The 25,325-nt window shown below is 64.6% G+C and carries 28 protein-coding genes; 18 read left to right on the plus strand and 10 right to left on the minus strand.

Features of this window, described 5'->3' with window-relative positions:
* Positions 1–74 precede the first annotated feature (74 nt).
* Complete coding sequence (locus V8J83_RS04040) at positions 75–302, minus strand: hypothetical protein (protein ID WP_339983731.1); 228 nt, start codon at positions 300–302, stop codon at positions 75–77.
* A gap of 205 nt (positions 303–507) precedes the next feature.
* A complete protein-coding gene (locus tag V8J83_RS04045; RefSeq protein WP_339983733.1) occupies positions 508–1,752 on the minus strand; it encodes a sarcosine oxidase subunit beta family protein in 1,245 nt (414 codons plus the stop codon).
* Positions 1,753–1,965: 213 nt separating this feature from the next.
* Between V8J83_RS04045 and ccmI the strand changes: the two genes are divergently transcribed.
* Genes ccmI through V8J83_RS04060 form a run of 3 tightly spaced genes read left to right on the plus strand, consistent with a single transcriptional unit; the run spans position 1,966 to position 3,955 of the window.
* Positions 1,966–3,240 (plus strand): c-type cytochrome biogenesis protein CcmI, encoded by a 1,275-nt coding sequence (gene ccmI, locus V8J83_RS04050; protein WP_339983735.1) that lies wholly within the window; start codon positions 1,966–1,968, stop codon positions 3,238–3,240.
* A complete protein-coding gene (gene ruvX / locus V8J83_RS04055) occupies positions 3,237–3,722 on the plus strand; it encodes a Holliday junction resolvase RuvX (protein WP_339983736.1) in 486 nt (161 codons plus the stop codon). Before ccmI ends, ruvX begins: the two co-directional genes overlap by 4 nt.
* Positions 3,719–3,955 (plus strand): DUF1289 domain-containing protein, encoded by a 237-nt coding sequence (locus V8J83_RS04060; RefSeq protein WP_339983737.1) that lies wholly within the window; start codon positions 3,719–3,721, stop codon positions 3,953–3,955. Before ruvX ends, V8J83_RS04060 begins: the two co-directional genes overlap by 4 nt.
* Here the strand turns inward: V8J83_RS04060 and V8J83_RS04065 are convergent.
* The 3 genes from V8J83_RS04065 to V8J83_RS04075 form a co-directional block, all read right to left on the minus strand.
* Positions 3,952–4,731, minus strand: coding sequence for a phytanoyl-CoA dioxygenase family protein (locus V8J83_RS04065; protein WP_339983739.1), 780 nt, complete (start codon positions 4,729–4,731; stop codon positions 3,952–3,954). The genes V8J83_RS04060 and V8J83_RS04065 overlap by 4 nt on opposite strands.
* Positions 4,728–5,552, minus strand: a complete 825-nt coding sequence (locus V8J83_RS04070) for a sulfite exporter TauE/SafE family protein (protein ID WP_339983741.1) — start codon at positions 5,550–5,552, stop codon at positions 4,728–4,730. The genes V8J83_RS04065 and V8J83_RS04070 overlap by 4 nt, the downstream gene beginning before the upstream one ends.
* 95 nt (positions 5,553–5,647) lie before the next feature.
* A complete protein-coding gene (locus tag V8J83_RS04075; protein WP_339985984.1) occupies positions 5,648–9,052 on the minus strand; it encodes an indolepyruvate ferredoxin oxidoreductase family protein in 3,405 nt (1,134 codons plus the stop codon).
* Between the two features lie 146 nt (positions 9,053–9,198).
* Here V8J83_RS04075 and V8J83_RS04080 point away from each other — a divergent pair, with 146 nt between their 5' ends.
* The 6 genes from V8J83_RS04080 to grxD all read left to right on the plus strand — a co-directional run bounded on the left by V8J83_RS04080 (position 9,199) and on the right by grxD (position 15,113).
* Positions 9,199–10,050 carry an EamA family transporter gene (locus V8J83_RS04080; RefSeq protein ID WP_339983743.1) on the plus strand — a complete coding sequence of 284 codons (852 nt, stop codon included), beginning with the start codon at positions 9,199–9,201 and terminating at the stop codon, positions 10,048–10,050.
* A gap of 106 nt (positions 10,051–10,156) precedes the next feature.
* Positions 10,157–11,068, plus strand: coding sequence for a LysR family transcriptional regulator (locus V8J83_RS04085; RefSeq protein WP_339983745.1), 912 nt, complete (start codon positions 10,157–10,159; stop codon positions 11,066–11,068).
* Positions 11,069–11,285: 217 nt separating this feature from the next.
* A complete protein-coding gene (locus tag V8J83_RS04090) occupies positions 11,286–11,756 on the plus strand; it encodes a GNAT family N-acetyltransferase (RefSeq protein WP_339983747.1) in 471 nt (156 codons plus the stop codon).
* A 54-nt stretch (positions 11,757–11,810) separates the two neighbouring features.
* On the plus strand, positions 11,811–13,970 hold the full coding sequence (gene purL / locus V8J83_RS04095) for a phosphoribosylformylglycinamidine synthase subunit PurL (RefSeq protein ID WP_339983749.1): 2,160 nt from the start codon (positions 11,811–11,813) through the stop codon (positions 13,968–13,970).
* A 167-nt stretch (positions 13,971–14,137) separates the two neighbouring features.
* On the plus strand, positions 14,138–14,374 hold the full coding sequence (locus tag V8J83_RS04100) for a BolA/IbaG family iron-sulfur metabolism protein (protein ID WP_339983751.1): 237 nt from the start codon (positions 14,138–14,140) through the stop codon (positions 14,372–14,374).
* A gap of 379 nt (positions 14,375–14,753) precedes the next feature.
* Entirely contained in the window at positions 14,754–15,113 is a 360-nt protein-coding gene (gene grxD, locus V8J83_RS04105; protein ID WP_339983753.1) for a Grx4 family monothiol glutaredoxin, read from the plus strand.
* A gap of 56 nt (positions 15,114–15,169) precedes the next feature.
* Here grxD and V8J83_RS04110 read toward each other — a convergent pair whose 3' ends face one another.
* The 5 genes from V8J83_RS04110 to V8J83_RS04130 are packed head-to-tail and all read right to left on the minus strand — an operon-like array spanning position 15,170 to position 19,660.
* Positions 15,170–15,922, minus strand: a complete 753-nt coding sequence (locus V8J83_RS04110; protein WP_339983755.1) for a DsbA family protein — start codon at positions 15,920–15,922, stop codon at positions 15,170–15,172.
* Positions 15,922–17,358, minus strand: coding sequence for a ribosome biogenesis GTPase Der (der, locus tag V8J83_RS04115; RefSeq protein ID WP_339983757.1), 1,437 nt, complete (start codon positions 17,356–17,358; stop codon positions 15,922–15,924). The genes V8J83_RS04110 and der overlap by 1 nt, the downstream gene beginning before the upstream one ends.
* A 46-nt stretch (positions 17,359–17,404) precedes the next feature.
* A complete protein-coding gene (locus V8J83_RS04120; protein WP_339983759.1) occupies positions 17,405–17,869 on the minus strand; it encodes a YaiI/YqxD family protein in 465 nt (154 codons plus the stop codon).
* A complete protein-coding gene (locus V8J83_RS04125; protein WP_339983761.1) occupies positions 17,862–18,905 on the minus strand; it encodes a hypothetical protein in 1,044 nt (347 codons plus the stop codon). The genes V8J83_RS04120 and V8J83_RS04125 overlap by 8 nt, the downstream gene beginning before the upstream one ends.
* On the minus strand, positions 18,902–19,660 hold the full coding sequence (locus V8J83_RS04130) for an HpcH/HpaI aldolase family protein (protein ID WP_339983762.1): 759 nt from the start codon (positions 19,658–19,660) through the stop codon (positions 18,902–18,904). The genes V8J83_RS04125 and V8J83_RS04130 overlap by 4 nt, the downstream gene beginning before the upstream one ends.
* A 313-nt stretch (positions 19,661–19,973) precedes the next feature.
* Between V8J83_RS04130 and V8J83_RS04135 the strand changes: the two genes are divergently transcribed.
* The 9 genes from V8J83_RS04135 (at position 19,974) to V8J83_RS04175 (ending at position 25,308) form a co-directional block, all read left to right on the plus strand.
* Positions 19,974–21,182, plus strand: coding sequence for an ABC transporter substrate-binding protein (locus V8J83_RS04135; RefSeq protein WP_339983764.1), 1,209 nt, complete (start codon positions 19,974–19,976; stop codon positions 21,180–21,182).
* Positions 21,183–21,293: 111 nt separating this feature from the next.
* Positions 21,294–22,085: an ABC transporter ATP-binding protein gene (locus tag V8J83_RS04140; protein ID WP_339983766.1), complete on the plus strand. Its 792-nt coding sequence runs from the start codon at positions 21,294–21,296 to the stop codon at positions 22,083–22,085.
* Entirely contained in the window at positions 22,082–22,843 is a 762-nt protein-coding gene (locus tag V8J83_RS04145) for an ABC transporter ATP-binding protein (protein ID WP_339983768.1), read from the plus strand. Before V8J83_RS04140 ends, V8J83_RS04145 begins: the two co-directional genes overlap by 4 nt.
* 4 nt (positions 22,844–22,847) lie before the next feature.
* The gene (locus tag V8J83_RS04150) at positions 22,848–23,255 is read left to right on the plus strand and encodes a hypothetical protein (protein WP_339983770.1); all 408 of its coding nucleotides are present in this window, start codon (positions 22,848–22,850) and stop codon (positions 23,253–23,255) included.
* Positions 23,256–23,347: 92 nt separating this feature from the next.
* Positions 23,348–23,719 carry a hypothetical protein gene (locus V8J83_RS04155; protein ID WP_339983771.1) on the plus strand — a complete coding sequence of 124 codons (372 nt, stop codon included), beginning with the start codon at positions 23,348–23,350 and terminating at the stop codon, positions 23,717–23,719.
* A 47-nt stretch (positions 23,720–23,766) separates the two neighbouring features.
* On the plus strand, positions 23,767–24,120 hold the full coding sequence (locus tag V8J83_RS04160; RefSeq protein WP_339983772.1) for a hypothetical protein: 354 nt from the start codon (positions 23,767–23,769) through the stop codon (positions 24,118–24,120).
* Complete coding sequence (locus tag V8J83_RS04165) at positions 24,117–24,485, plus strand: hypothetical protein (protein WP_339983773.1); 369 nt, start codon at positions 24,117–24,119, stop codon at positions 24,483–24,485. Before V8J83_RS04160 ends, V8J83_RS04165 begins: the two co-directional genes overlap by 4 nt.
* 32 nt (positions 24,486–24,517) lie before the next feature.
* A complete protein-coding gene (locus tag V8J83_RS04170; RefSeq protein WP_339983774.1) occupies positions 24,518–24,940 on the plus strand; it encodes a hypothetical protein in 423 nt (140 codons plus the stop codon).
* On the plus strand, positions 24,940–25,308 hold the full coding sequence (locus V8J83_RS04175; protein WP_339983775.1) for a hypothetical protein: 369 nt from the start codon (positions 24,940–24,942) through the stop codon (positions 25,306–25,308). Before V8J83_RS04170 ends, V8J83_RS04175 begins: the two co-directional genes overlap by 1 nt.
* The last annotated feature ends 17 nt before the right edge of the window (positions 25,309–25,325 follow it).

Here is a 25,325-nt window from a genome sequence, read left to right on the forward strand (position 1 = left end):
TGGCCTCCGCGCGCATGAAAACGGCGGACGTCCGAAGACGCCCGCCGCTTGCGGTTGATCTGGTTGTGTAGGTCTTAGTCGACAGGCGCGGGTGCAACCGGAGCGCTGGGTGCAGTCTGCTCCACCGCAGGCGCCGCAGCGCCGTCTTCGGGGACCGGGCCCGTTCCGCCGCCCATGAAGATGATGGCGAGCACGAAGAGCACGAGAATTCCACCGATGAACATGAGCGCACCGGATCCGGAGCCGCCGCGCGTCGGCGGGGCGTAGTCGAAGGCTTGGTTTCTGTGGTCGTAGTCAGACATGAAGCATCCTCCATTTGGATGCCCACACCGTTGCGCCCTGCCCCGTTTGCCTCAACGCCGGACGCGTGCGTTGCCCCAGGTCGGCCAGAAAAGGCCGCTTCGGCCCCATCCCATGCGCCAAAAACAGCCGCGTCCCGCTCACATTTTGTGACCGGCGGGACGTTGCCACGCCGCAGCGCAGCGTTCGGATGCACGAGCCAGCCCATCAATGCGCCACCCCGGCCGCGACGCTTTCGTCGATGAAGCGGCCCTCGCGGAACCGTTCCATCCCGAAGGCATCGGTCAGCGGCGAATGCCCCTTGGCCATCAATTCCGCAAATCCCCAGCCCGAACCGGGGATCGCCTTGAACCCGCCCGTGCCCCAACCGCAGTTGATGAACACGCCATCGACCGGCGTTTTTGACAAGATCGGCGAGCGGTCGCCCGTCACATCCACGATCCCGCCCCATTGCCGCAGCATCTTGAGCCGCGAGAGCATCGGGAAGGTCTCGATCAGCGCGCGGACGGTTTCCTCGACATGGTGGAACGACCCGCGCTGCGTGTAATTGTTGTGGCTGTCGGTGCCGCCGCCGATCACCATCTCGCCCTTGTCGGATTGGCTGAGGTAGCCGTGAACAGTGTTGGCCATCACGACGACATCCATGCAGGGCTTGATCGGCTCGCTCACCAGCGCCTGAAGCGGCACGGATTCAAGCGGCAACCGGAAGCCCGCCATCTCGGCCAAGACGCCCGAATGGCCTGCGACCACGATGCCAAGCTTCTTGCACCCGATGAAGCCGCGCGTTGTCTCGACGCCTGCAACTGCGCCCCCTTCGCGGCGCACGCCCGTCACTTCGGTCTGCTGAATGATGTGCATCCCCATATCCGAACACGCCCGCGCATAGCCCCAGGCCACCGCATCATGGCGCGCGGTGCCACCGCGGGGCTGCCACAGCCCGCCGAGCACCGGATACCGCGGACCCTCGATGTTCATGATCGGCACCAGGCGCTTGACCTCATGCTTGTCGATGAAGCGGGTCTCGACGCCCTGCAGCGCGTTGGCATGAGCGGTACGGATGTAGCCGCGCACCTCGTGATGGGTCTGCGCCAGCATGATCACGCCGCGCGGGCTGAACATGATGTTGTAATTCAGGTCCTGCGACAGCGTTTCATAAAGCGAGCGCGCCTTCTCATATAGCGCGGCGGACGGATCTTGCAGGTAGTTCGAGCGGATGATCGTGGTGTTGCGGCCCGTGTTGCCGCCCCCGAGCCAGCCCTTTTCGATCACCGCCACATTGGTGATGCCGAAGTTCTTGCCGAGATAATAAGCCGTGGCCAGGCCATGCCCGCCGGCGCCCACGATCACGGCGTCATAAGCCGCCTTTGGTTCTGGCGAGGTCCACGCGCGCTCCCAGCCCTTGTGATGGCGGAACGCTTCGCGGGCGACGGCAAAAGCAGAATACTTGCGCATGGACGGGACTCCGAAACCTGATGCCTCGCTTTTCGCGCGGTGGCCGGAAAAGAGGATACTCGGCGCGACCAATGAAAGACAATTTGCGACCTCGGATCATCTTGTCGCGGGCTACGCGCGGGTCCTGTCGGCCATGTGACCGCATATGCGCTTTCGCTTGTGACGACCGGGCCTTATGAGAGGGGTCAAAGAGGCTACGCATGGGGTGCGAACATGGTGTTCTGGATCGCCGCTGGTTTGATCTGTCTGGTCGTGGTTGCCCTCGTCCTGCTGGCTGCGCGTCGCCCGGATACCGGCGAAGGGCCCAAGGCGGCCTATGACCTGCAGATTTACCGCGATCAGCTCAAGGAAGTGGAACGCGACGTCGCGCGTGGCACCCTGACCGAGGAAGACGCCGCGCGCGCCCGCACCGAGGTCAGCCGCCGCATTCTGGACGCCGACCGCGCGCTGCAAGGCGAACAGGCGCAGTCCAGCGCGGGCAAGGGCACCGCGCTTGTGGTGCTGGGGCTGGTCGCGACGATCGGCATCTCGGTCTGGACCTATTGGCAGATCGGCGCGCCGGGATATCCGGATTTGCCGCTGGATGGCCGGATCTCGATGATCGAGGAGGCGCGCGAAAACCGCCCCGATCAGGCCACCGCCGAAGAGCAGGCCCCCGATCGCCCGCAGCGCGAGGCCGACCCCGAACGTCTGGCCATGGTCGAGCAGTTGCGCACCGTCATCGAACAACGCCCCGACGATGCCCGCGGCCTGGAGCTGTTGGCCGCGAACGAGGCGATGCTTGGCAATTTCCGCGCCGCCCGCAACGCGCAGGGCCGTCTGCTGAACCTGTTGCAAGACGAGGCCACGGGCCGCCACTGGATCGACTATGCCGAAATGCTGATCTTTGCCGCGGGGGGCTATGTCTCGCCCGAGGCCGAAGATGCGCTGGTGCGCGGTCTGGCGCTAGAGCCGAGCGACGGCACCGGCCGCTATTTTGCCGGTCAGATGTACGCGCAACAGGGCCGCCCGGACCTGGCGCTGCCGATCTGGGTCAACCTGCTTCGCGAAAGCCGTCCCGAAGCCCCATGGGTCAACGCCATTCAAGCCCAATTGGGCGAGGTCGCCTTCGCCGCCGGGGTCGAACTCGACCCCGCCATGCTGCAAGGCGGGCCCGGCCCGTCCGATTTCGCAGCCATGGAAGGCCTCGATGCCGAGGGCCAGCAGGCGATGATCGAAACCATGGTCGAAGGGCTTGCCAACCGCTTGGCGACCGAAGGCGGCACGCCACAGGATTGGGCACAGCTTATCACTGCCTACGGCGTTCTGGGCCGCTCAAATGCCGCGCAGATCGTGCATGACGACGCGCAGGCCACATTCGCCGAGTTCCCCGAAGCGCTGGAAATGATCGACGAAGCCTTCCGGGCCGCCATGGCCCGCGCCGGGGGCGCATCGGAACCCCGCGCCGGGGGCGCATCGGAACCCCGCGCCGGGGGCGCATCGGAGTGATCCACGACAGTCTTGAGGCCTTCGCGGATGCCGCGCCGTCGATGCGCGGTCTGATCGGCCTTGATCTGGGCACAAAGACCATTGGCGTGGCGCTCTCGGACCGGCTGTTGAACTCCGCCACAGCACTGGAGACGATCAAACGCCGGAAATTCACCCTTGATGCCGATCGCCTGCAGGAGTTGATCGCGCGCCATGAGGTCGGGGGCCTGATCCTCGGCCTGCCGCGAAATATGGACGGGACCGAAGGCCCCCGCGCGCAGGCCACGCGCGCCTTCGCGCGCAACCTGACCCGGCGGCCGGACTTTGCCGAGACGCCCATCGCCTTCTGGGACGAGCGCCTGTCGACGGTTGCGGCAGAAAAAGCACTGCTTGAGGCGGATACGACCCGCAAACGTCGCGCAGAGGTGATCGACGCCGTCGCCGCAGGCTATATCCTGCAAGGGGCGCTCGACCGGTTGCGCCATATCAGGAGTGCGACGTGACCGACGACATCTGGAAACGCGACGAGATCGAAAGCCCCTGCGTGAAAATCTGCGTCGTCCATCCCGAGGCGCGCATTTGCACCGGGTGCCTGCGGTCCATCGACGAAATCACCCAATGGTCGCGCATGGCCCCCGAGGCCCGGCGTGAGGTGATGGCGGTTCTGCCCGAACGGCGCGCCCTGATCCAGAAGCGGCGCGGCGGGCGGGCGGCCCGGATGGCCTCAAAGGGCTAAGGTCGCTCTAACCAATCCGACGGATCTTCGAAACACGGCCTGAAATATGCGATCGCGCGACCCTCGGTCGCGGCCTTGGCGCCGTCTGTCCAGGGGGCCACGCCATGGATGACATGGCGATGCAGCAGCACTGCATCGCCCGGTGCCAGCGGGACTTCGACCCGGCGACAGCCCTCGAACACCTCGGCGCGGGCGGCTTTGTAGATCTCGGTGACGTCCACGTCTCCCCATTCCGGCGCGGGCACGCCCTCAAAGACCCGGGCGAAGGCGCGCCGGATCAATTCGTGGCTTCCCTCCCAAACCACCAACGGGCTCGCACCCACGTCCGCCTCGGTCAGGGCGACGCCAAGGATCCAGGCATGCGGCTCACGCAGATGCCGCCGTTTGTCCGGCCCTTCCGGCAACAAGCCATCCAGATGCGCCGCATCGCGCTGCGTCCGGAACCGATGCGCGGCGGCGCTTTCCTCCGCGTCCTGCAGCGGATAACCCGGATAGGTCACCGACAACTGCGCCCGGTGCAGCCGCGCAATTCCCGTTGCCGCCACCGCCGCATCAAACGCGGCGCCCGCAAACGCAGGGCCACGGCCCACAGCACCATGGACATCATTCGGCAAGGCATCCACGCCCACGAACCACGTTCCGCCATGGCGCAGCCAAACCGCGCGCTGCGCGTAATCCGCCGCCGCCGCAAGGGCCGGTGCCCGTACGCTTCGAACCCAGTCTTCGACCGCAGGTTCGGGCGGAAACACTTCAAAGCCTTGCGACAGCCAGCTCAAAACCCCATGGCCTTTCGCAGCATGTTCAAAGCCATGATCATGATGAAGACTGCAAACACCCGCTTCAACGGCTTCGGGTCAAGCGCGTGCGCCAGCCTGACCCCCAACGGCGTGGTCAGCAGGGTCATCGCCACGACCAGCGCAAAGCCCACCAGATTGACCTGGCCCAGTGTGAACGGCGGGCGGTTTGTTCCCTCACCACTGACCAAAAGGAACGCGATGACCGAGGGCACGGCGAGCAGCAGGCCAAAGCCCGCCGCCGTCGCCACCGCGCGGTGGATCGGTTGGCTGTAAAGCGTCATCAACGGCACGCCGAAGGACCCGCCCCCGATGCCCATCAACACCGACAAGAACCCGATCACGGGCGACGATACCATCGTCCCGACCCGGCCCGGCATCGCATCACCCAACCGCCAATCCGCCTGGCCGAACGACATGTAGAGGCCGACGCTCAAACCCAGAACGCCGAAAATCAACATCAGGACTTCGTTGCGCAGGCCGCTCGCCACCCCAACTCCAAAGAGCGCGCCAATCGCAATGCCCGGGCCCCAGCCTTTCAGGATCGCCCAATCGACGGCACCCTTTTTGTTGTGCGCATGCACCGATCGCATCGAGGTGACCATGATTGTCGCCAACGACGTCGCAAGGCAGATCTGCATCAACCCATCGGGCCCATATCCCAGACCCTCGAAGGCGAAGTAATACGCCGGCACCAACACGATCCCACCGCCCACGCCGAGCAGGCCCGCAATCACGCCGGCGAATGCCCCGATGACGAGGATCAGGGCCACCATTGGCAAGAGTTCCGACAATTCAGGCATGGCACGCGTCCTTCTTGCGGCCCGCCCTACCGCAGGGGACGCACGGGAGAAAGTCTTCCGCTGCGAGAGGTACCAAGGGACCGCGTCGCGACGGCCTATTCCGCCGCCTGCGCCGGTGCCGAGCCGCCCGCTTGCAACAGGGCCAGCAAATCGGCCCGTTGCCGCGCGGCCTTGGCGGCATTCGCCTCCTTGACCGGCCCAAACCCGCGGATCTGCAACGGTAATTCGGCCAGCGCCACCAGCGCGTCCATCCTCTCCGGCGTGGCATCGGGCAGCCAGAGCGTCATGTCGCGCTCGTAGTCGCGGATCAACGCGCGCTCCATCCTGCGCTCGTTGGTGTAGCCAAACGGATCGGCCCATGTCCCCCGAAGCCACCGCATCGCGGCCAGCAGCTTGAACGCCTTGCCCATCCACGGCCCGAAGGCGCGTTTCTTCGGGCGGCCATCCGGTGTCTTGCCCGGCAGCAGGGGTGGGGCGAGGTGGTAGGACATCTTGAAATCGCCCCCGAAGCTCTCGCGCGCCTTGGCCTCGGTCTCAAGATGCAGGCGCGCCACCTCGTATTCATCCTTGTAGGACAAGAGCTTGTGATACCCTTTCGCCACCGCCTCGCGCAGGCGCGGATCCTCCACCTTATCGAGCAGCGCGCGGTATTTCCGGGCCAGAGGCTTGCCGCCATAGGCCACCAGATGCCCCTCGCGGTAAGCGATTGTATCGTCAAGCGTCTTGGGAAGCGTCACCACATTGGGCGCGGTCAATCGCGTGACCGCCGCCGGGTTTTCCACGGCCCAACGGCCCATCTCGAACGCCTGTTCGTTGGCCTCGACCGCCGCGCCGTTCAATCCGATGGCCGCCACGATGGCCTCGTGGCTGAGCGGGACAAACCCCATCTGCCACGCGGCGCCGAACACCATCATGTTCGAATAGATCGAGTCCCCCAACAGAACGCGCGCCAATTCCGTCGCATCGAACAGATGCAGCCCATCGCGCAACCGTGCTTGAAGAGCGACCTCCAAATCCTTGCCTGGTATGGTAAATTCCGTATCGAGCGTGAAGTCACCGGTGGTGATCTCGTGGCTGTTCACCGCAGCGCCGGTGCGCCCCGTCGTCATCATGCCAAGCGTCTTTGCCCCGCCCGTGACCACCAGGTCGCCGCCGATCACAACATCCGCCTCGCCCGCACCGACGCGGATGGCGGCGATGTCCTCCGGGCGCTTGGCCAGCCGCAGGTGGATCGAAACCGCGCCGCCCTTTTGCGCAAGACCCGCCATCTCGATCATACCCGCACCCATGCCATCAAGCTGTGCGGCCTGCGCCATCACCGCGCCAATGGTCACAACGCCGGTGCCGCCGACGCCCGTGACCAGCACATTGTGCGTGCCATCGATCGCGGGCAGCGCCGGTTCGGGAAGCCCCGCAAGGTCCACGCTCGCGGAGGCCTCTTTCTTGATGACTGCACCCTCCAACGTCACGAAGGAGGGGCAGAAGCCGTTCACACAGCTGAAATCCTTGTTGCAGGTCGACTGATCAATCGCCCGCTTTCGGCCCAGTTCCGTCTCCACCGGCACGATGGACACGCAATTCGACTGCACCCCGCAATCGCCGCAGCCCTCGCAGACATCTGTGTTGATGAACACGCGCTTGTCGATATCGGGGAATGTCCCGCGTTTGCGGCGGCGGCGCTTTTCGGCGGCACAGGTCTGCACATAGATGATCGCCGAGACGCCCTGAACCTTGGCCATGCGCTCCTGCACATGCATCAAATCGGCCCGCTCGAACCTGTCCACATCCGCCGGAAACGATGCAAAATCCACGTCTTCCTTGGCGTCATAGACCAGCGCCACCTCGCCCACACCCATCGCACGCAGCTCATGGGCAATGCGCCCGGGCGACAGCTCGCCCTCATTGGTCTGCCCGCCGGTCATCGCGACGGCGTCGTTGAAAAGGATCTTGTAGGTGATGTTGGTGCCCGCGGCCAAAGCGGCGCGGATCGCGAGGATGCCGGAATGATTATATGTCCCCTCGCCGAGATTCTGGAACATGTGATCGCGGGTCGAGAACGGCGCCTCGCCGATCCAATTCGCGCCCTCGCCGCCCATATGGGTGTAAGCCTCGGTCTCGCGATCCATCCACTTCGCCATGAAGTGGCAGCCGATGCCCGCGCCCGCGCGGCTACCCTCGGGCACCTTGGTCGATGAATTGTGCGGGCAGCCTGAGCAAAACCACGGCGTCCGTGTTGCCAGATCGGGTGCGTTGGTGGCACGCTTGGCCTCTTCGACCCGCGTCATGCCCGCGCGCATCCGGTCCGTCATGCAGCCCTCTTCTTCGAGGATCCGGCCCAGTTTCAACGCGATATCCGCGGGATCGAGCGCAAAATGCTGCGGGAACAGCGTATTGCCCTGCCCGTCCTTGTAGCCATAAACGCGCCGCCCGCGCCGGTCGTCGAAGATCGCTTCCTTGACCTGCACCTCGATCAGCTTGCGCTTTTCCTCGACCACCACGATCAGATCGAGCCCTTCGGCCCAATCCTTGAAACCGTGCATATCAAGCGGCCAGACCTGCCCGATCTTGTAGGTCGTGATGCCCAGGCGCGTGGCCTCCGCCTCGTCTATCCCAAGCGCGGCAAGCGCCGATTGCAGGTCGAGCCAGTTTTTGCCCGCCGCCACAAACCCGACCTTCGCACCGCGCTGTCCATGCACGCGCTTGTCGATCCCATTGGCATTCGAAAACGCCTCCGCCGCCCAACGTTTGTGTTCCAGAAGGCGTTCTTCCTGCGCGATCCAATGGTCGCCAAGCCGGATGTTCAGCCCGCCCTCGGGCATATCGAAGTCCGGGATCGCAAAATTCATCCGATCCGGGCGCGCGTCGACCACCGCCGTCGCCTCCACCGTATCCTTGAGGCATTTCAGGCCCACCCAAACGCCCGCAAACCGGCTCAACGCGTAGCCGTAGACACCGTAGTCGAGGATTTCCTGCACCCCCGCGGGCGACAGCACCGGCATGTGCGCATCGACCATGGCCCAGTCGCTTTGATGGCACACGGTGCTGCTCTCGCCCGTATGATCGTCGCCCATCGCCATGATCACACCGCCATGGCGCGACGTGCCCGCCATGTTCACATGCCGCATCACGTCGCCGGTCCGGTCCACGCCCGGCCCCTTGCCGTACCAAAGGCCAAAGACGCCGTCATGGGTGCCTTCGCCACGCAACTCGGCCTGCTGGTGGCCCCAATGGGCGGTTGCGGCAAGATCTTCGTTCAATCCCGGACGAAACAGGATATCGTTTTCCGCCAGCCGCTTGTCTGCCCGCGCCATCTGTAGATCCACCGCGCCCAGGGGCGAGCCGCGATAACCCGACACAAAGCCCGCCGTGTTCAGCCCCGCCAAGCGGTCGCGTTCCTTTTGCATCAGCATCAGCCGCACCAGCGCCTGCGTTCCGTTCAGAAGAACCGGCGATTTCGTGAGATCGAATTTGTCGTTGAGCGAGACCTGCTGCACTCCCATATGGGCCTCCCGTGCTGCGTGGTGTTCATCCATTGCAATCAAACTAGGTCACAAAAGCTGACCTGTCTAGAAAAACAATCGTGAGGGATTGCGCCGCAATCCGTGACGTTCCAAGTTTTGCGCGCATCGCCACGGAGCCACGCGATATGACCCCCCTCGGCTTTTCGCTTGTCCTGGCCGCCGCCTTTGCCCACGCGACATGGAACTTTCTGGTCAAGCGCCTCAATGGTGGGCCCGAACTGCTTTGGCTCTTCGCGGCGCTGTCGCTGCCGGTTTACGGCCCTTTCGCGCTTTACCTCGCCCTGACCTTCGATGGGTGGAGCGCCCTAGTCGCCGTGGCCCTCGTCGGGACTGCGCTGCTGCACCTCGGCTATTTTCTCCTGTTGCAAGCGGGCTATCGGGCGGGCGATCTGTCCATCGTCTACCCAACCGCGCGGGCCACGGGGCCGGTCCTGTCGTCGCTCATGGCGCTTGTCCTTCTGGCTCAGGCCCTGCCCGCGCAGGCAGCACTCGGTGGCGCGATCATCGTTTTTGGCGTCGCGATGCTGACCGGTGGGCCAAGGGGCGGCGCGCGGCCTTTGAAATCACTGGCCTACGGGCTCGGCGTCGGTACGCTGATCGGAACCTACACCGTCTGGGACGCCTGGGGCGTCTCGGTCCTGCTGATCCCTCCGATCCTGATGGACTATGCGTCGGCCATCGGGCGCTCGGTCCTGCTCTATCCATACGCGCGCAGACGCTGGGACAAGGTGCAGGCGCTCTGGCGCGACCACAAACCTGCGGTGCTGATCATCGCCGTCTTGAATTCCGGCGCCTATATCCTCGTCCTCTATGCCCTCACCTTCACGCCGGTCATCTATGTGGCGCCCCTGCGTGAGGTCTCGGTCCTGATCGCGGTCTTGCTCGGCTCTGTCGTCCTGGGTGAAGGCCAGCTTGGCCGCCGCTTGGGATGGGCTGTGGTGATCGTGGCCGGGGTCTCGATCCTTGCCGCCAGCTGAGTTTTGATGCTGAAATGCCCCGCAATCCCGACCCCGCCAGAAACCCTTTGCATGGGCCGCGTGGGCTTCCTAGGTTGGCGCGCGAAGCGTGTGAACAGGTGACATGATGGATTGGGACAAGTTGCGGATTTTCCACGCAGTGGCCTCGGCTGGCTCATTGACCCATGCCGGTGACACGCTGCACCTGAGCCAATCCGCCGTCTCGCGGCAGATCCGCGCTTTGGAGGAGGGCCTCAACACGACGCTGTTTCACCGCCATGCCCGCGGCTTGATCCTCACCGAACAGGGCGAGCTTCTGTACGACGCAACACGCGCGATGACCAAGCGCCTCGATGCCGCCTCCGCCCGCATCCGCGACAGCGAAGAGGAAGTGTTCGGCGAGCTGCGCGTGACCACCACCATCGGCTTCGGCTCCCTCTGGCTGGCCCCGCGCCTGCCCGCGCTTTACGAGAAATATCCCGATCTCAAGATCGACCTCATGCTCGAAGAAAAGGTCCTCGACCTGCCGATGCGCGAGGCCGACGTCGCCATCCGCATGAAGGAACCCAGCCAGGCCGACCTGATCCGCCGCCGCCTGATGACGATCAACATGCGGCTTTTCGCGTCGCCCTCCTATCTGGCGAAACATGGCATGCCGGACAGCCTCGAAGACCTGTCCAACCACCGCCTGATTTCCCAAAACGCCTCCGCCGCGCAGGTGAGTTCCGGCGCGTTGCTGGTACGCGAATTGCTCAGCTACGATGTCGGCTCCACGCTTTCGGTGAACAATTACTTCGGCGTGCTGCAGGCCGTGATCCACGATCTGGGCATCGGCGTCTTGCCCGATTATCTGACGCAGGACTTCCCCGATATCGTCCGGGTTCTACCGGAGGTGGAATCCGCCGAAGTGCCCGTGTTCCTCGCCTATCCCGAGGAATTGCGCCAATCCCGCCGCATCGAAGTGTTTCGCGATTTCGTCATGGAAGAAGTCATCGCCTACCGCCGCAGGCAGCGCGAAGCCGAGGCGGTTCCGACCTGATCCGCGCCGACAAGGCTGTGTGCTATGCGCCACATACATACCGGCAATGCATCGTCAATCCCCATTTTGCCTTGATCGGAAGCGTTCCGCCTCTTACTTCATCAATCGTCGGAACGAGAGTTCTGACACCTCCCTGTTGGACTTCGGCCGAGATTCGTCTCGGCCTTTTTTTTTGCTCTGATCTGGCGTCCCGCGCCGTGATCTGCGACGCAAACCCATGGTTTCCAAAATAGAAACAAACCCCGCCTTCACCGATTGGCCCGCCCTCGATGCGCTTCTGCGCGCCGCATACGCGCCGATGGAAGGCCGGATCGACCCGCCGTCGTTCCTGACGACGATGACCCTTCAAGACATTGCGGAAAAGGCCATGGCCGAGGATCTGTTTTTGGCCCGCGAAGGAGTGAGTCCCGTGGCTTGCGGCTTTGGCAGACCCGAGGGGCGATATTACGAAATTGATAAGGTGGCCGTCGCCGCCACCCACCGCAAGCAGGGTCTTGCTCGCACGATGATGGAGGCCGCCGCCGTGCGGGCGCAGCACCTGGGCTGCGCTGGTTTGCAGCTTTATGCGCGCGTCGAACTGATCGAGAACCACGTCACCTATCGCGCACTTGGCTTCACCGAACACGCAACGTTCGCCCATCGCGGCTTTGACCGCCCCACTGCGATGATCTTTCGTCGCGCGGTCTGAGGCTTCCCCCCACGGCGCGGGCGGCTTATAGACCGGCCCAACTGGGGGACCGACATGACCGAACCGACACTTACGCCCGAGATCATCGCCGCCCATGGCTTTACCGACGCCGAATGGGCGGAGGTCAACGCGATCCTCGGGCGCGCGCCGAATTTCACCGAAATGGGCATCTTCTCGGCCATGTGGAACGAGCATTGTTCCTACAAATCCTCCAAGAAATGGCTGCGCACCCTGCCCACCGAAGGCCCGCAGGTGATTTGCGGCCCCGGCGAGAACGCCGGCATCGTCGATATCGGCGACGGTCAATGCGTGGTCTTCAAGATGGAAAGCCACAATCATCCCTCCTACATCGAACCCTATCAGGGCGCGGCCACGGGTGTGGGCGGCATCCTGCGCGATGTCTTCACCATGGGCGCGCGGCCCATCGCGGCGATGAATGCGCTCAGCTTCGGGGCGCCCGACCACCCCAAGACCCGGCAGCTGGTGCACGGCGTGGTCGAAGGTATCGGCGGCTATGGCAATTGTTTTGGCGTGCCCACCGTGGGTGGCGAGATTCGCTTTCACCCGGCCTACAACGGGAATTGTCTTGTAAATGCCTTTGCGGCTGGTTTGGCCGAAACCGACAAGATTTTCTATAGTGCGGCCTCTGGCGTCGGTATGCCGGTCGTCTATCTCGGGGCCAAGACGGGCCGCGACGGTGTCGGCGGCGCGACGATGGCGTCGGCCGAGTTCGACGACACGATCGAGGAAAAGCGCCCCACCGTTCAGGTCGGCGATCCCTTCACCGAAAAGCGCCTTTTGGAGGCCTGTCTTGAGCTGATGGAAACCGGCGCCGTGATCTCCATTCAGGATATGGGTGCCGCGGGCCTGACGTGCTCCGCGGTCGAGATGGGCGACAAGGGCGGGCTCGGCATCAAGCTGACCCTCGACCACGTCCCGCAACGCGAAAGCGCGATGACCGCCTACGAGATGATGCTCTCCGAAAGTCAGGAACGCATGCTCATGGTCCTCAACCCCGCGCTGGAAGATCAGGCGCGCGAGATTTTCGTCAAATGGGATCTGGACTTTGCCATCGTCGGGGAAACCATCGCCGAGGACCGCTTCCTGATTATCCACGGAAACGAAACAGTCGCCGATCTGCCGCTGTCGAAACTCGCCTCTACCGCGCCGGAATACGATCGCCCCTGGGTTGCAACGCCGCCCGCCGAGCCGCTCGCCGACGTGCCGCAGATCGACCCGATCGACGGCCTGCGCGCCCTCATCGCCTCGCCCAACTACTGCTCCCGGGCCTGGGCCTATCAGCAATACGACAGCCAGGTCATGGCCGACACGATCCGCGCGCCGGGCCTCGGCGCGGGCGTCGTCCGCGTGCACGGCACCGACAAGGCGCTCGCCTTCACCTCCGACGTGACCCCGCGCTACGTCAAGGCCAACCCCGTTGAGGGCGGCAAGCAGGCCGTCGCCGAGGCCTACCGTAACCTGTGCGCCGTCGGGGCCACGCCGCTCGCCACAACCGACAACATGAATTTCGGCAACCCCGAAAAGCCCGAGATCATGGGCCAGTTCGTGGGCGCGATCCAAGGCATCGGCGAAGCCTGCCGCGCGCTCGACACCCCCATCGTGTCCGGCAACGTCTCGCTGTACAACGAGACCGACGGCACCGGCATCCTGCCCACCCCCACCATCGGCGCGGTCGGTCTGCTCGATCATATCGAAGACCTGATTTCCGGCACCGCACGCGATGGCCACATGCTCCTGCTCGTTGGCGAAACAACCGGCCACCTTGGCCAATCGGCGCTACTGGCCGAGGTGTTCAACCGCGAAGACGGCGACGCGCCCATGGTCGATCTGGAGGCCGAGCGCCGCAACGGCACCTTCATCCGCGACAACCGCGAGTGGATCGGCGCCTGCACCGACCTGTCCGACGGCGGCCTTGCGCTGGCGGCGTTCGAGCTGGCCGAAGCTGCCGGAACCGGGGTCACGCTCGACGTGGCCGACACCCCCACCCTCTTCGGTGAAGATCAGGCCCGCTACCTGATCTCCACCAGCTTCGACAAGGCCGAGGCGCTGATGATCGCCGCCAGCCGCGCGGGCGTGCCCATCGTGACCGTTGGCAAGGTTGGTGGCGACACCGTCAAGATCGGCACCTCCGAGGCCCCGCTGGAAGAACTGGCCGAAAGCTGGTCCACATCCTTCGCCGGTCATTTCGCCTGACGCCGCCCCTCTTTGCTCTCCAAATACCTCCGGGAGCGCGAGGGGCTGGCCCCTCGCATCGCCACGCATCCGCCACGCGGCACGTGACGATCTTTCCCAAAGCTGACCGCTTGCGGCCTGCGCACGCGCGCCCTACATTCCTTATCGAAACGGTCAAGGACACGCCCATGCCAATGCAAGCCACCGAGATCGAAGCCCTCCTGCGGGAAAGCTTCCCCGACGCCCAGATCCAGGTCGCGGGCGACGACGGTGTGCATATGTCCGCAATGGTCATCGACGAAAGCTTCCGCGGCAAAAACCGCGTCCAACAACAACGCGCGGTCTATGCGGCCCTGAAGGGCAAGATGGACGGCCCCTCGGGCGAATTGCACGCGCTGGCCCTGACCACCAAGGTGCCGGAGTGATGTCATATACGGCATGGGTCGTTTGGGGCTTTGTCGCCTTGGTTGGCCTTGCCGGGGCCATCGGCATTTATCGCAATGTCACGCGCCAATCCCACGTCCCCAAGACCCGCGGTCTCACCGCTGGCCACGGAGATACGCTTGTATCAGCGGATCTCGGATCCGGCGTTGGCGGGCATAGCACCGTCTATCGTGTCCCAAAAGACCCCCAACACCACGCCAAGGGCATGATGCCCGGAAATCGAAAGTGAACGCCCCATGAAAGCCTTCCTCCACGGCGCGATCCTCGCGGCCATTGGCCCCCTCGCCCTTCTGTTCCGCCCCACGCGGGACCAACTCAACCCTATTCCCATCCGTTCCGACGATCAAAGGATCCGACCCCATGAGCGCTGAAGATCAGATCAAGCAAACCATCACCGACAATTCCGTGGTGCTGTTCATGAAGGGCACCAAGGAGATGCCGCAATGTGGCTTCTCCTCCCGCGTGGCGGGCGTGCTGAACTACATGGGCGTCGATTTCGCCGATGTGAACGTGCTGGCCGACGAAGACATTCGGCAGGGGATCAAGGATTTCTCCGATTGGCCTACAGTCCCTCAGCTTTACGTGAAGGGCGAATTTGTCGGCGGCTGCGATATCGTCACGGAGATGACCTTGTCGGGGGAGCTCGACACGATGCTCGCCGACAATGGCGTGACCTTCGACAAAGACGCCGCCGACAAGATCCGCGAAGCCAACGGGTAAGACCCCTCCGCGCGGCACGACATTGGGCGCTCCCATGCCAGGGGCGCCCTTTTTCGTCAACCGCGCGCGAGCGCTTCGTCCGCGATCACCGCACGCAGCACCGCGTCGGGTTGCACGCCCACCACGCGCGTACGCCCGATGATCAGCGACGGGGTTCCGGGCAATCCAAACAGTCCCGCCAAGGCCCGATCCTCGGCCAGCCGCGCGGCCACCTCTGCACCGTCGAGATCCGCACGGAATTGTCCGCCATCCAGACCCAGGCCCTCGGCCAGAGGCCCCAAAGCATCCGCCCCGGAAACTGCCCGCGTGCGGTGCAATCTTTCGCGCATCGCCTCTGCCGCGCCTTGTCGCCCTGCGGCCAGCACCGCGCGCGCGGCCAGCTCTGACGCAGCCCCGAACAGGGGATATTCCCGTGTGGTCAAGGTGATCCCCTCCAACGTGGCCAGACGCGGCTCCAACAGACGGCACAGCGGGCAGCGGATGTCGGTGAAATACGTCACCGGAACCGGCGCGCCGCCGGTCCAGCCGGACCACAGCAACGGCTCGACTTCGGCACGGACCCGTGCCTCCACGGCAGCATCGCGGGCGGGCGACGCATCAAGCCCCAAGAGAACAGCGCCCCCGGCCCCGCCCCCCGTCAACCCGCCCCCTGTCACCTGGCCCCCAAGACTCAGACGGCGAAACCCAGGGACCGGATCAAACGGCTCAAACTCAAGCTCAGGCGCGCGGCCCCAATTCCACGGACGCGCGACAATCGCCCAGGCCCCACCAAGGATCAGCGCCCCTTTGACAAGCCCGCGCCGCTCCATCAACTTTTTTTCGTCTCGCCCTTCCGGACGTGCTTGTTCAGCCGTGAGGGCGTGGATTTCTTGCGGTTCTTGTAGGGGTTATCTTCGGATTGGCTGCGCATCCAAAGCCGGATCGGCGTGCCGGGCATGTCGAAATCCTCGCGCAGCCCATTCACCAGATAGCGCGAATAGGCCTCTGGCAGCTTGTCGGGATGCGAACACATCACCACGAAGCCCGGCGGCCGCGTCTTGGCCTGCGTCATGTACCGCAGCCGGATGCGCCGTCCGCCCGGCGCGGGCGGTGGATGCGCCTCGGTCATCCCGATGAGCCATTGGTTCAGCCTCGCGGTCGCCACACGGGTGTTCCACGTCTTGTGAATTTGCAAAATGGCGGCGTGCAAGCGGTCCAGGCCTTTGCCCGTCTTGGCCGACACCGTGACCAAGGGCGCGCCCCTGAGCTGTGGCAGGAGTTTTTCGAACCCCGCACGCAAATCCTTGAGCTTTTGCTGCTTTTCGCCCTCGATGTCCCATTTGTTGACCGCGATCACCACCGCGCGCCCCTCGCGCTCGGCAAGGTCGGCGATGCGCAAATCCTGGCTCTCGAACGGGATTGCGGCATCCAGCAAAACCACCACCACTTCGGCGAATTTCACCGCGCGCAGGCCATCGGCCACGCTCAGCTTTTCCAGCTTTTCCTGCACCTTGGCGCGTTTGCGCATGCCGGCCGTGTCGAAGATCTTCATCGGCACGCCGTCCCATTCGAACGGCAGCGCAATGGCGTCGCGCGTGATCCCGGCCTCGGGCCCCGTGAGCAGGCGATCTTCACCGATGATCTGGTTGATCAGGGTGGATTTGCCCGCGTTGGGGCGGCCAACAACGGCAATCTGCAAGGGTTTCGAACGGGTTATAACGCGTTCTTCACCCTCGACGTCGACATCCGTTTCGGCCTCCTCCACCGGCTTTTCGTCGATCAACGGCCCCAAAGCGGCGGCAAGGTCACTCATCCCTTCGCCATGTTCCGCGCTTAGCCCGATCGGCTCTCCCAGGCCAAGACCATAGGCCTCGATCATTCCCGACTGGCCCGCGTTGCCCTCGGCCTTGTTGCAGCCCAACAGAACCGGCTTGCCCGATTTGCGCAGGATGTCGGCGAAATATTCATCCGCCGCCGTGACACCCGCGCGCGCGTCGATCACGAACAGGGCCGCATCGGCCATTTGCACCGCATGTTCGGTCAGCCGCCGCATCCGACCCTGAAGGCTGTCGTCGGTGGCATCTTCCAGACCGGCGGTGTCGACCACGGTAAACCGGAACGGCCCCAGCCGCGCGTCGCCTTCGCGCAGGTCGCGCGTCACGCCGGGCTGGTTGTCCACCAGCGCCAGTTTCCGGCCCACGAGCCGGTTGAACAGGGTCGATTTCCCGACATTGGGCCGACCGACGATGGCAAGGGTGAACGACATGGGACTACCTTTATAAGCAAGGCGCGGCTCTACGCCCCTTCGGGCCCTATTTCAAGCGTCTCAACGCGGTCTCCAGGGCATTGGAGAACGCGGAACGGTCTGCCTTGCTGAACGGTTTCGCCCCGCCGATGCCTTGTCCGTCCAGTCCGGCGCGCAGATCGGCCATGATCGCGCGCGTCGCGACCTGCGCCCCGATGGAGTTTTTGGTGAACGCGCGCCCCTTGGGATCCATCACCGCAGCGCCCTTTTCAAGGCACCGCTCGGCCAGCAGAATATCCGCCGTCACCACCAAGGCCGCAGGCCCCGCCACCTCGGCGATGAGGTCATCGGCGGCGTCGAACCCGTCGCCCGCCATTTGCATCGTGATCAACGGATGCGCGGGATGGCGCAGGTACGATCCCGCCACCAACCGCACCGCAATGCCGTGCCGCCACGCGGCCTTGTAGATCTCGTCCTTCACCGGACAGGCATCGGCATCGACCAGGATCAAGGGGCCCGCGGTATCAGTCAAAATGCCCCTCCGGGAACGGGACCGACAAGGTGCCGCCGCCCGCCTCACGCAGGTGCAGCTCCCCCTTGCTCAGGCGCAGCTCGGTGAGATCCGACCATCCCGGTGGCCGCGGCAGCGACACCATCGCATGCCGGATCGTGTGCATCTGCCCCAGCGGGATCGTCGTCGGCACATCCATCGCGCGCAGCGGATTATCACCGCGCGCCGCCTTCAATCCCTGCCCGCCAAGCGTGCAGCCGTCCTCGATGCCCAGAACGCCGGTATGACGGCTGTTCCACGGCGGGAAATCCCGTGCGCCGTTCGACAGCCAAAGCATCGTGACCGGCATCTCGGCCGGGTCCTTCAACACCAAAAGCATGTCATCCTCGGCATTGCGCATCACGCAGGTCCAACCAAGCGTGTTGCCCCGCGCCTCGACCAGCACGCAGAAATCCTCGGTCACGTGACCGGCGGGATAGGTCCGGCCATCCCACTGTCCGCCGCCGTCCAATTCCAGATGAAGATCGCCACGCAACTGATTGACAACCCAGTAATTACTTTCAGGGTGTTGCCAGGTCGGATCGGTCATCGCCGCACGTTTGGCACTGAACGACAGCCGCCCGCCCTCGCGCATGTGCACCATCGGATGATGCGCGAAGGTGATCTCGCCCGCGCCCTTGTCGACGATGTGACGTTGCAGCATCGCGTTGCCGATCAGCGTGATGTCCTTGACCACTACCGCGCCGCCGAACCGGTCCAGATTGGCCGTCGCAACCACGCGGTTGCCCTCTTCGCGCAGCACCTCCCACGGGTCATTCGCCGTCGACCCGTGCAGCGGAGACTCCGCCACATCATCTTTGCCGAACGGCATGCAAAAGAAATCGCCCGCCAAGCGCTTTTCCATCGGCAGGATGTCGGGATTGGTCTGCACCTCCGCCTCATCCCGCCACGGGGCGGCGTGCAACACCGCGCGCCCGCCAACCTGCCAGAGCGGGATATTGCCCACCTCTGTGTCAAACACCGCGCGCGTGTCGCCGTGTTTCAGCTCGACCTTCATGGCCGCGCCAACGCGGTAAGCGCGTTTTGCAACACCGCCGCATCCGCGCCGCAGCCCAGGAACGTCACCCCAAGATCAAGCATCCGCGCCTCCGCCTCGGCGCCCGCGACGATGATACCGGCCGATTTGCCGCCCGCGCGGATCGTTTTGATCGCCTGGCTCACCGCGTCCCAGACCGCCCGATTGCCCAGGTCATCGCGATATCCCATGTCCGCGCCCAGATCCGCGGGCCCGACAAAGACACCATCGATCCCATCGACGGCGGTGATCGCCTCCAGATCGTCCAACGCGGCGCGGCTTTCGGCCTGCACCAGAATGCAGATCTCCGCATTGGCGGTGGCCGGATAATTCTCCGTCGCGCCAAAGCGCCCGGCGCGCGCGACCATCGCGCCCATACCGCGCACGCCCTCGGGCGGATAGCGGCAGGCGCGCACGATCGCGCGGGCCTCGTCTGCGGAATTGACCATAGGCACCAGCAGGGTCTGCACCCCCAGATCGAGCGCCTGCTTGATCACCCAATCCTCGCCCACCGGAACCCGCACCACCGCAGGCGTCCCCGTGCCTTCCAGCGCGATCAACTGATCCCGGATCGCCGACGGATCCCACGGACCATGCTCGCCATCCACCAGGCACCAATCGAACCCGGCACGGCCCGCCATTTCGGCGCTCACCATGCCCGGAAGGTTCAACCACAGCCCCCGTTGCACGCGCCCTGCGGCAAGGTTTGCCTTCAATTCATTCTTCGGTGCCGCCATCCGCTATTCCCTTCCGATGTTGCGCGACCCGTCGCACCTTCGACCTTGGCCGCCTATGACGTTGGCCACCTTCGATCTTGGCACGGGTGGCCGAGACGCTGGCTTCTTTGCAGCAGGTTCATCGCCGCTTCGCAAGCCACAGCGCCCCGCGTGGCCCGCCCGCCTGCCCGATCATGGCCCGCCGCGCGCCCTCATGGTCCGAACCAGCGAACGTTGCGAAACCTCGCTTTTTGGCCTCTTTCCCTTTGTGCATCTCACCGTTACTGTCTCGCGCATCAAGGGCCATCAAGGCTCGGGTACAGGGAGAAAGTTTATGAAAAAGTTTCTGTTGGCATCCGCCGCAACCACCGCAATGTTTGGTGCGCTCACCGGAGCCGCAGCCGCGGACGGGCACCAGGGCGACGTGAGCCTTGGCGTGATCCTCGGGTTCACCGGACCGATTGAATCGATCACGCCCGCGATGGCCGACGGGGCCGAGCTGGCGATGGCCGAAGTGACTGAGTCAGGCGCGCTGTTTGACGGTGCCGCCGTGACCTCCGTGCGCGCAGACAGCACCTGCGTCGACAGCTCCGCCGCCCAGGCCGCCGCCGAGCGCCTGATCACGTCGGACGCCGTGCACGGCATCGTCGGCGCAGATTGCTCCGGTGTGACCGGCTCGATCCTCGCCAATGTCGCGGTTCCCAACGGCATGGTCATGATCTCGCCCTCGGCCACCTCGCCGGGCCTGTCGACCGCCGAAGACAACGGCCTGTTCTTCCGCACCGCACCATCGGATGCGCGTCAGGGCGTCGTGATGGCCGAGATCATCATGGAGCGCGGCATTGACACCGTCGCCGTGACCTACACCAACAACGATTATGGTCAGGGCCTCGCCGATGCCTTCACCGCCGCCTTTGAAGAGGCCGGTGGCACCGTGACCCTCTCCGCCGCCCACGAAGATGGCCGCGCGGATTACTCCGCTGAAGTCGGCGCATTGGCGTCTGCCGGGGGCGACGCCCTCGTGGTCGCAGGCTACGTTGATCAGGGTGGCTCCGGCGTGATCCAGGCCTCGCTCGACACCGGCGCGTTTGACACGTTCGTCTTCCCCGACGGCATGGTCTCCCAGGCCCTCGTGGACAACTTCGGCTCCGACATCGACGGCTCGTTCGGCCAGAACCCCGGCACCGACAGCGAAGGCGCATCGATCTACCAGGGCATGGCGGAAGAAGCGGGCTTCGACGGCACCTCGCCGTTCTCCGCCGAATCCTATGACGCCGCTGCCCTGATCATGCTCGCCATGGCCGCTTCCGGTTCGCGCAACGCGTCCGATTACATGGGCGAAGTGATGAACGTCGCCAACGCGCCTGGCACGCAGATCCTGCCCGGTCAGCTTGGCATGGCGCTTGAGATGATCGCCAACGGCGAAGAGATCGACTACGTCGGTGCCTCGGCAGTGGAACTCATCGGTGGCGGCGAGTCGGCTGGCAACTACCGTGAGATCGAGATCGTCGACGGTGAGCTCTCGGTCGCCGGTTTCCGCTAAACACGATCTGAGGGATATACCGAAGATATACCAAAGATATACCGATAATATCAGCGCAGTCCGGCCCGAAACGCCGGGCTGCGCCGTTTCATTCCGGAGCGCTTTGCAAAAATGATCGAGGTCCACGACCTGCACAAACATTTCGGGGGCTTTCACGCCGTCGACGGGGCGTCACTCAAGATCGAGACCGGCTCGATCACCGGGCTGATCGGCCCGAACGGCGCGGGAAAAACCACGCTTTTCAATGTGATCGCGGGCGTTCTTGAACCAACATCCGGCACCGTCACCATGGACGGCGAAGACATCACCGGGCTCAAGCCGCACAAACTCTTCGCCAAGGGCCTGCTGCGTACGTTCCAGATCGCGCACGAGTTCTCCTCCATGACCTGCCGCGAGAACCTGATGATGGTCCCCGAGGGTCAAACGGGCGAAAGCCTCTGGAACACCTGGTTCGGACGCAAGCGCATCGCGGATGAGGAACGTGCCCTCAAGGCCAAGGCCGACGAAGTGCTTGATTTTCTGACCATTTCCCACCTCGCCGACCATCCCGCAGGCGCCGTCTCGGGCGGGCAGAAAAAGCTGCTCGAACTGGGCCGCACCATGATGGTCGACGCCAAGATGGTGTTTCTGGACGAGGTCGGCGCGGGCGTGAATCGCACGCTGCTGAACACCATCGGCGACGCGATCCTCCGCTTGAACGCCGAACGCGGCTACACCTTCTGCGTGATCGAACACGACATGGATTTCATCGGCCGCCTGTGCGGTCCCGTCATCTGCATGGCCGAGGGTCGCGTGCTCGCCGAAGGCACGCTCGATGAGATCAAGGCCAACGAGCAGGTGATCGAAGCCTATCTGGGCACGGGCCTGAAAAACAAAGATCAACTGGCGGAGGCCGGCGCATGAGCGATTTGGCCGAGCAGACCCGCGCCGCTACGGCCGCTGACACCGACACCGCCTTCCTCATCGGCGACACGATGACCGGCGGCTATGGCTCTGGCGGGCCTGACATCCTTCACGATTGCACGATCGCCGTGAACCCCGGCGAAATCGCCGTCATCGTAGGCCCCAATGGCGCGGGCAAATCCACCGCGATGAAGGCCGTCTTCGGCATGCTCAACGTCCGACAGGGCGCCGTCCGCCTCGATGGTGAGGATATCACCTCCCTCACCCCGCAGGCCCGCGTGGCAAAGGGCATGGGCTTCGTGCCGCAAACCTCCAACATCTTCACCTCCATGACGGTCGAAGAAAACCTGGAAATGGGGGCCTTCATCCGCCGCGATGACATCCGCAACACGATGGAACAGGTCTATGATCTGTTCCCGATCCTGCGCGACAAGCGGCGGCAGGCGGCGGGCGAGCTTTCGGGCGGGCAGCGTCAGCAGGTCGCCGTGGGCCGCGCGCTCATGACCCAACCCAAGGTCCTGATGCTCGACGAGCCAACCGCAGGCGTCTCACCCATCGTTATGGATGAACTCTTCGACCGCATCATCGAGGTTTCCCGCACCGGGATCCCGATTTTGATGGTTGAACAAAACGCCCGTCAGGCCCTTGAAATCGCTGACAAAGGCTATGTTCTGGTTCAGGGGCGCAACGCCTATACCGGCACCGGCAAGGAACTCCTTGCCGACCCGGAGGTCCGCAAAAGTTTCCTCGGGGGCTAATGCCATGCCGCGCAGCCTTGCCTTTGCTGTGATCTGCGCAATAGGCGCTTTCGGCCCCGTCCATGCCCAAACGGCGGAGGATTTTGACTGCGCGCTCGCGATGCAATGCACCGGCGCCTGGGACGCATGCACACGTGCCACAGGCCCGGCGCAGGTACAGCTGCGCGAGGGCAGCATCATCGTCACCGCCATGGGCGACACGTTTCACTTCGACGAGGTCACGCCCGACCCCTTCGCAACCGGCGCGCGCAACCTGACCGCCTCCGGGCTCCGCTTTACGCCCGCGCCCGCGCGCTCCACAATCCTCCTTCTCTCCGACGACAGGCTCGGTGTGATCGTCAGCGAAGACCCGACCAACACCGGCCAATTCCACGCCTCGCTGAGCTTTGCGGCGGACTGCCCCGCCCCGTGACGACACCCGACCAAAGGCCACCCCCCTATTTTCGGCCGCCGCATTCCCGCCTATACTCCACCCCATCGCGTGATCTGTGATACGGACAGCCCATGGAACCCACCGCAATCCACCTCGTCTGCACCTTCATCACCTTCTGCACCGGCGGAACCTGCACCGAGTACACGCCCACAACCGTCAATCTGCGCTTCCAGCAGGACCGCGAGTTCGGCGAATTCTGGATCAGCCCCGAAAACGCGCTCTTCCCGATGCCCACCTTCGTCACCCACCCCGGCGAGACGGGGTTTGACCCGCGCACCCATATCTACGTCCCCGGCGGTTTGAGCATGCCCCATATGATCTCGCTCTCGCCCGATTTCGCCTCCGCCACCCTGACCACCCACCTGCCGCACCGCCCCGAAGGCACCGACGCCCACGCCGCCGCCTCCGAGGGCACCTGCCAACCGGCGGAAGACGGCGCATGAGGCCCGCGGCGGCCCTAGCGTGCACACTCGCCTGCGCCACGCCAGCTATGGCCAACCTCGCCGATGACCCCACAAACGCCCCCTATTTCGGGCGCTGCGAAACCACCGAGATCTGCCGTGACACCTCCGGCTGTATCTCCTTCCCCACCTTCGGCACGCTGGTCCTGCAAATCAACGGGGCAACCGGCACCCTGGGACACGAACCCGACGATCCCCGTCCGCTGGAAATCTACCACGCCCTCGACCCCACGCCGCCCGATCCCGACGACCTCGGCCTGCGTTTTCTGGTGGAACAGGAGCCGCGCGATGCCCTGAGCCGCCGCTTTGCCTATGTGGATCAGACCCGCGCAGGCCCGGCGGGGCAGTATTTCATTCTCGAATGCACGCAGAGCGCGCCATGATCCGCGCGCTCACCCTGGGTGCCAGCGTCTTGGCCTCACCCGTCGGCGCCACCGGGCTCGCCTGCACCTTCACGGACCTCTGCGCGCCGCTGACCGATTGTCAAAGCCACCCCGGCCTGCCGTTCACCTTCGAGCTGATCGACGGCGCCTTGGCACTCAGCACCGCCGAGGGCATCGCGTTCGGCACGCCCCTCTCCCATGTCGAGGCGCCCGCGCTGTCGCTGATCTTCGACACGCGGCCCGACCAAACGCTGCTGCTCAGCGTGTCCAACACCGGGCAGGCCGCTATGACGCAGCATGATTTCGAAGCCGCAGGCCGGCTCACCTCCGTGTCCTATTTCGGCACCTGTGAGCCCGCCTCGTGACCCGCCCGCTCCAAACCAAAAGGACACGCCCCTTGCGCCGCCTAAGCCTTGCCTGCCTGACCGCCATTCTCTGTACCCTGCCCGTCGCCGCCGCGGCACAGGACGACACCGCGCCCGTTGCCCTGACCTGCCTGCTCAACGTGCTGTGCCCCCACACCGGGGCCTGCCGCGATCTGGGCCAGACCATCGAGATCACCGAAGGCGACGCGGGCTGGCGCGTCGATTGGGTCGGCACCGATCTGCCATCCAACTACGAGTTGATCGCCGATATTCCGCCCGCCGCCGATGCCGTCGAACAGACCCGACTGCGCAGCCTGATCCACCGCGATACCAACACCCAAAGCACCCAGATGATCAGTTTCGACACCGCGGGCCATGTCGTTGTCACCACCCATCAACCCCAGGCGGGCATGCAGGTTGTCACCGGCCTGGGCACCTGCGAGGCGGCGGGGTGATGCGCGTCGCCCGGGCGCTGTGCCTGTTGGCCCCCGCCTTCGCCCCCAGCCCGGCCATTGCCGAGCCCTGGACCTGCGAGATGACGGTCATTTGCCAGAACCTCGATTGCCACGCGGTCGATGACACTTACCAGATCATCGCCGCCGATCACGCAGGCGATCTGTTCCTGACCTCGCCCGCAGGCGACCACCCCGTCACGCGGCTGACGGCGCGCGGTGCGCTGCCTGCTGCCTACGCCGGTGCAGGGGACGCGGCGTTGGGTGAATTGATCACCATCCTCGACGATGGCCGCGCCCTTTTGTCGATCCACGGCTATGATGGTCCGGCCCGCACAACCACCGTTTTCGGCACCTGTTTGTCCCAATAAAACAACGCCACCTCTGG

The sequence above is a fragment of the Gymnodinialimonas ulvae genome (genome assembly GCF_037543845.1).
In the GTDB taxonomy this organism is placed as follows: domain Bacteria; phylum Pseudomonadota; class Alphaproteobacteria; order Rhodobacterales; family Rhodobacteraceae; genus Gymnodinialimonas; species Gymnodinialimonas ulvae.

Bases quoted from the DNA above. Each gene is read 5' to 3' on its own strand.
- V8J83_RS04125 (WP_339983761.1), bottom strand. From the start codon at position 18,905: ATGAAGGTCGAGCTGAAACACGGCGACACGCGCGCGGTGTTTGACACA.
- V8J83_RS04040 (WP_339983731.1), bottom strand. From the start codon at position 302: ATGTCTGACTACGACCACAGAAACCAAGCCTTCGACTACGCCCCGCCG.
- V8J83_RS04160 (WP_339983772.1), top strand. From the start codon at position 23,767: ATGGCCAACCTCGCCGATGACCCCACAAACGCCCCCTATTTCGGGCGC.
- V8J83_RS04110 (WP_339983755.1), bottom strand. From the start codon at position 15,922: ATGGAGCGGCGCGGGCTTGTCAAAGGGGCGCTGATCCTTGGTGGGGCC.
- V8J83_RS04130 (WP_339983762.1), bottom strand. From the start codon at position 19,660: ATGGCGGCACCGAAGAATGAATTGAAGGCAAACCTTGCCGCAGGGCGC.
- V8J83_RS04090 (WP_339983747.1), top strand. From the start codon at position 11,286: ATGGTTTCCAAAATAGAAACAAACCCCGCCTTCACCGATTGGCCCGCC.
- ccmI (WP_339983735.1), top strand. From the start codon at position 1,966: ATGGTGTTCTGGATCGCCGCTGGTTTGATCTGTCTGGTCGTGGTTGCC.
- V8J83_RS04155 (WP_339983771.1), top strand. From the start codon at position 23,348: ATGGAACCCACCGCAATCCACCTCGTCTGCACCTTCATCACCTTCTGC.
- V8J83_RS04085 (WP_339983745.1), top strand. From the start codon at position 10,157: ATGGATTGGGACAAGTTGCGGATTTTCCACGCAGTGGCCTCGGCTGGC.
- V8J83_RS04165 (WP_339983773.1), top strand. From the start codon at position 24,117: ATGATCCGCGCGCTCACCCTGGGTGCCAGCGTCTTGGCCTCACCCGTC.
- V8J83_RS04100 (WP_339983751.1), top strand. From the start codon at position 14,138: ATGCCAATGCAAGCCACCGAGATCGAAGCCCTCCTGCGGGAAAGCTTC.
- V8J83_RS04075 (WP_339985984.1), bottom strand. From the start codon at position 9,052: ATGGGAGTGCAGCAGGTCTCGCTCAACGACAAATTCGATCTCACGAAA.
- V8J83_RS04070 (WP_339983741.1), bottom strand. From the start codon at position 5,552: ATGCCTGAATTGTCGGAACTCTTGCCAATGGTGGCCCTGATCCTCGTC.
- V8J83_RS04175 (WP_339983775.1), top strand. From the start codon at position 24,940: ATGCGCGTCGCCCGGGCGCTGTGCCTGTTGGCCCCCGCCTTCGCCCCC.
- V8J83_RS04140 (WP_339983766.1), top strand. From the start codon at position 21,294: ATGATCGAGGTCCACGACCTGCACAAACATTTCGGGGGCTTTCACGCC.
- grxD (WP_339983753.1), top strand. From the start codon at position 14,754: ATGAGCGCTGAAGATCAGATCAAGCAAACCATCACCGACAATTCCGTG.
- V8J83_RS04150 (WP_339983770.1), top strand. From the start codon at position 22,848: ATGCCGCGCAGCCTTGCCTTTGCTGTGATCTGCGCAATAGGCGCTTTC.
- V8J83_RS04080 (WP_339983743.1), top strand. From the start codon at position 9,199: ATGACCCCCCTCGGCTTTTCGCTTGTCCTGGCCGCCGCCTTTGCCCAC.
- V8J83_RS04145 (WP_339983768.1), top strand. From the start codon at position 22,082: ATGAGCGATTTGGCCGAGCAGACCCGCGCCGCTACGGCCGCTGACACC.
- V8J83_RS04135 (WP_339983764.1), top strand. From the start codon at position 19,974: ATGAAAAAGTTTCTGTTGGCATCCGCCGCAACCACCGCAATGTTTGGT.
- purL (WP_339983749.1), top strand. From the start codon at position 11,811: ATGACCGAACCGACACTTACGCCCGAGATCATCGCCGCCCATGGCTTT.
- V8J83_RS04045 (WP_339983733.1), bottom strand. From the start codon at position 1,752: ATGCGCAAGTATTCTGCTTTTGCCGTCGCCCGCGAAGCGTTCCGCCAT.
- der (WP_339983757.1), bottom strand. From the start codon at position 17,358: ATGTCGTTCACCCTTGCCATCGTCGGTCGGCCCAATGTCGGGAAATCG.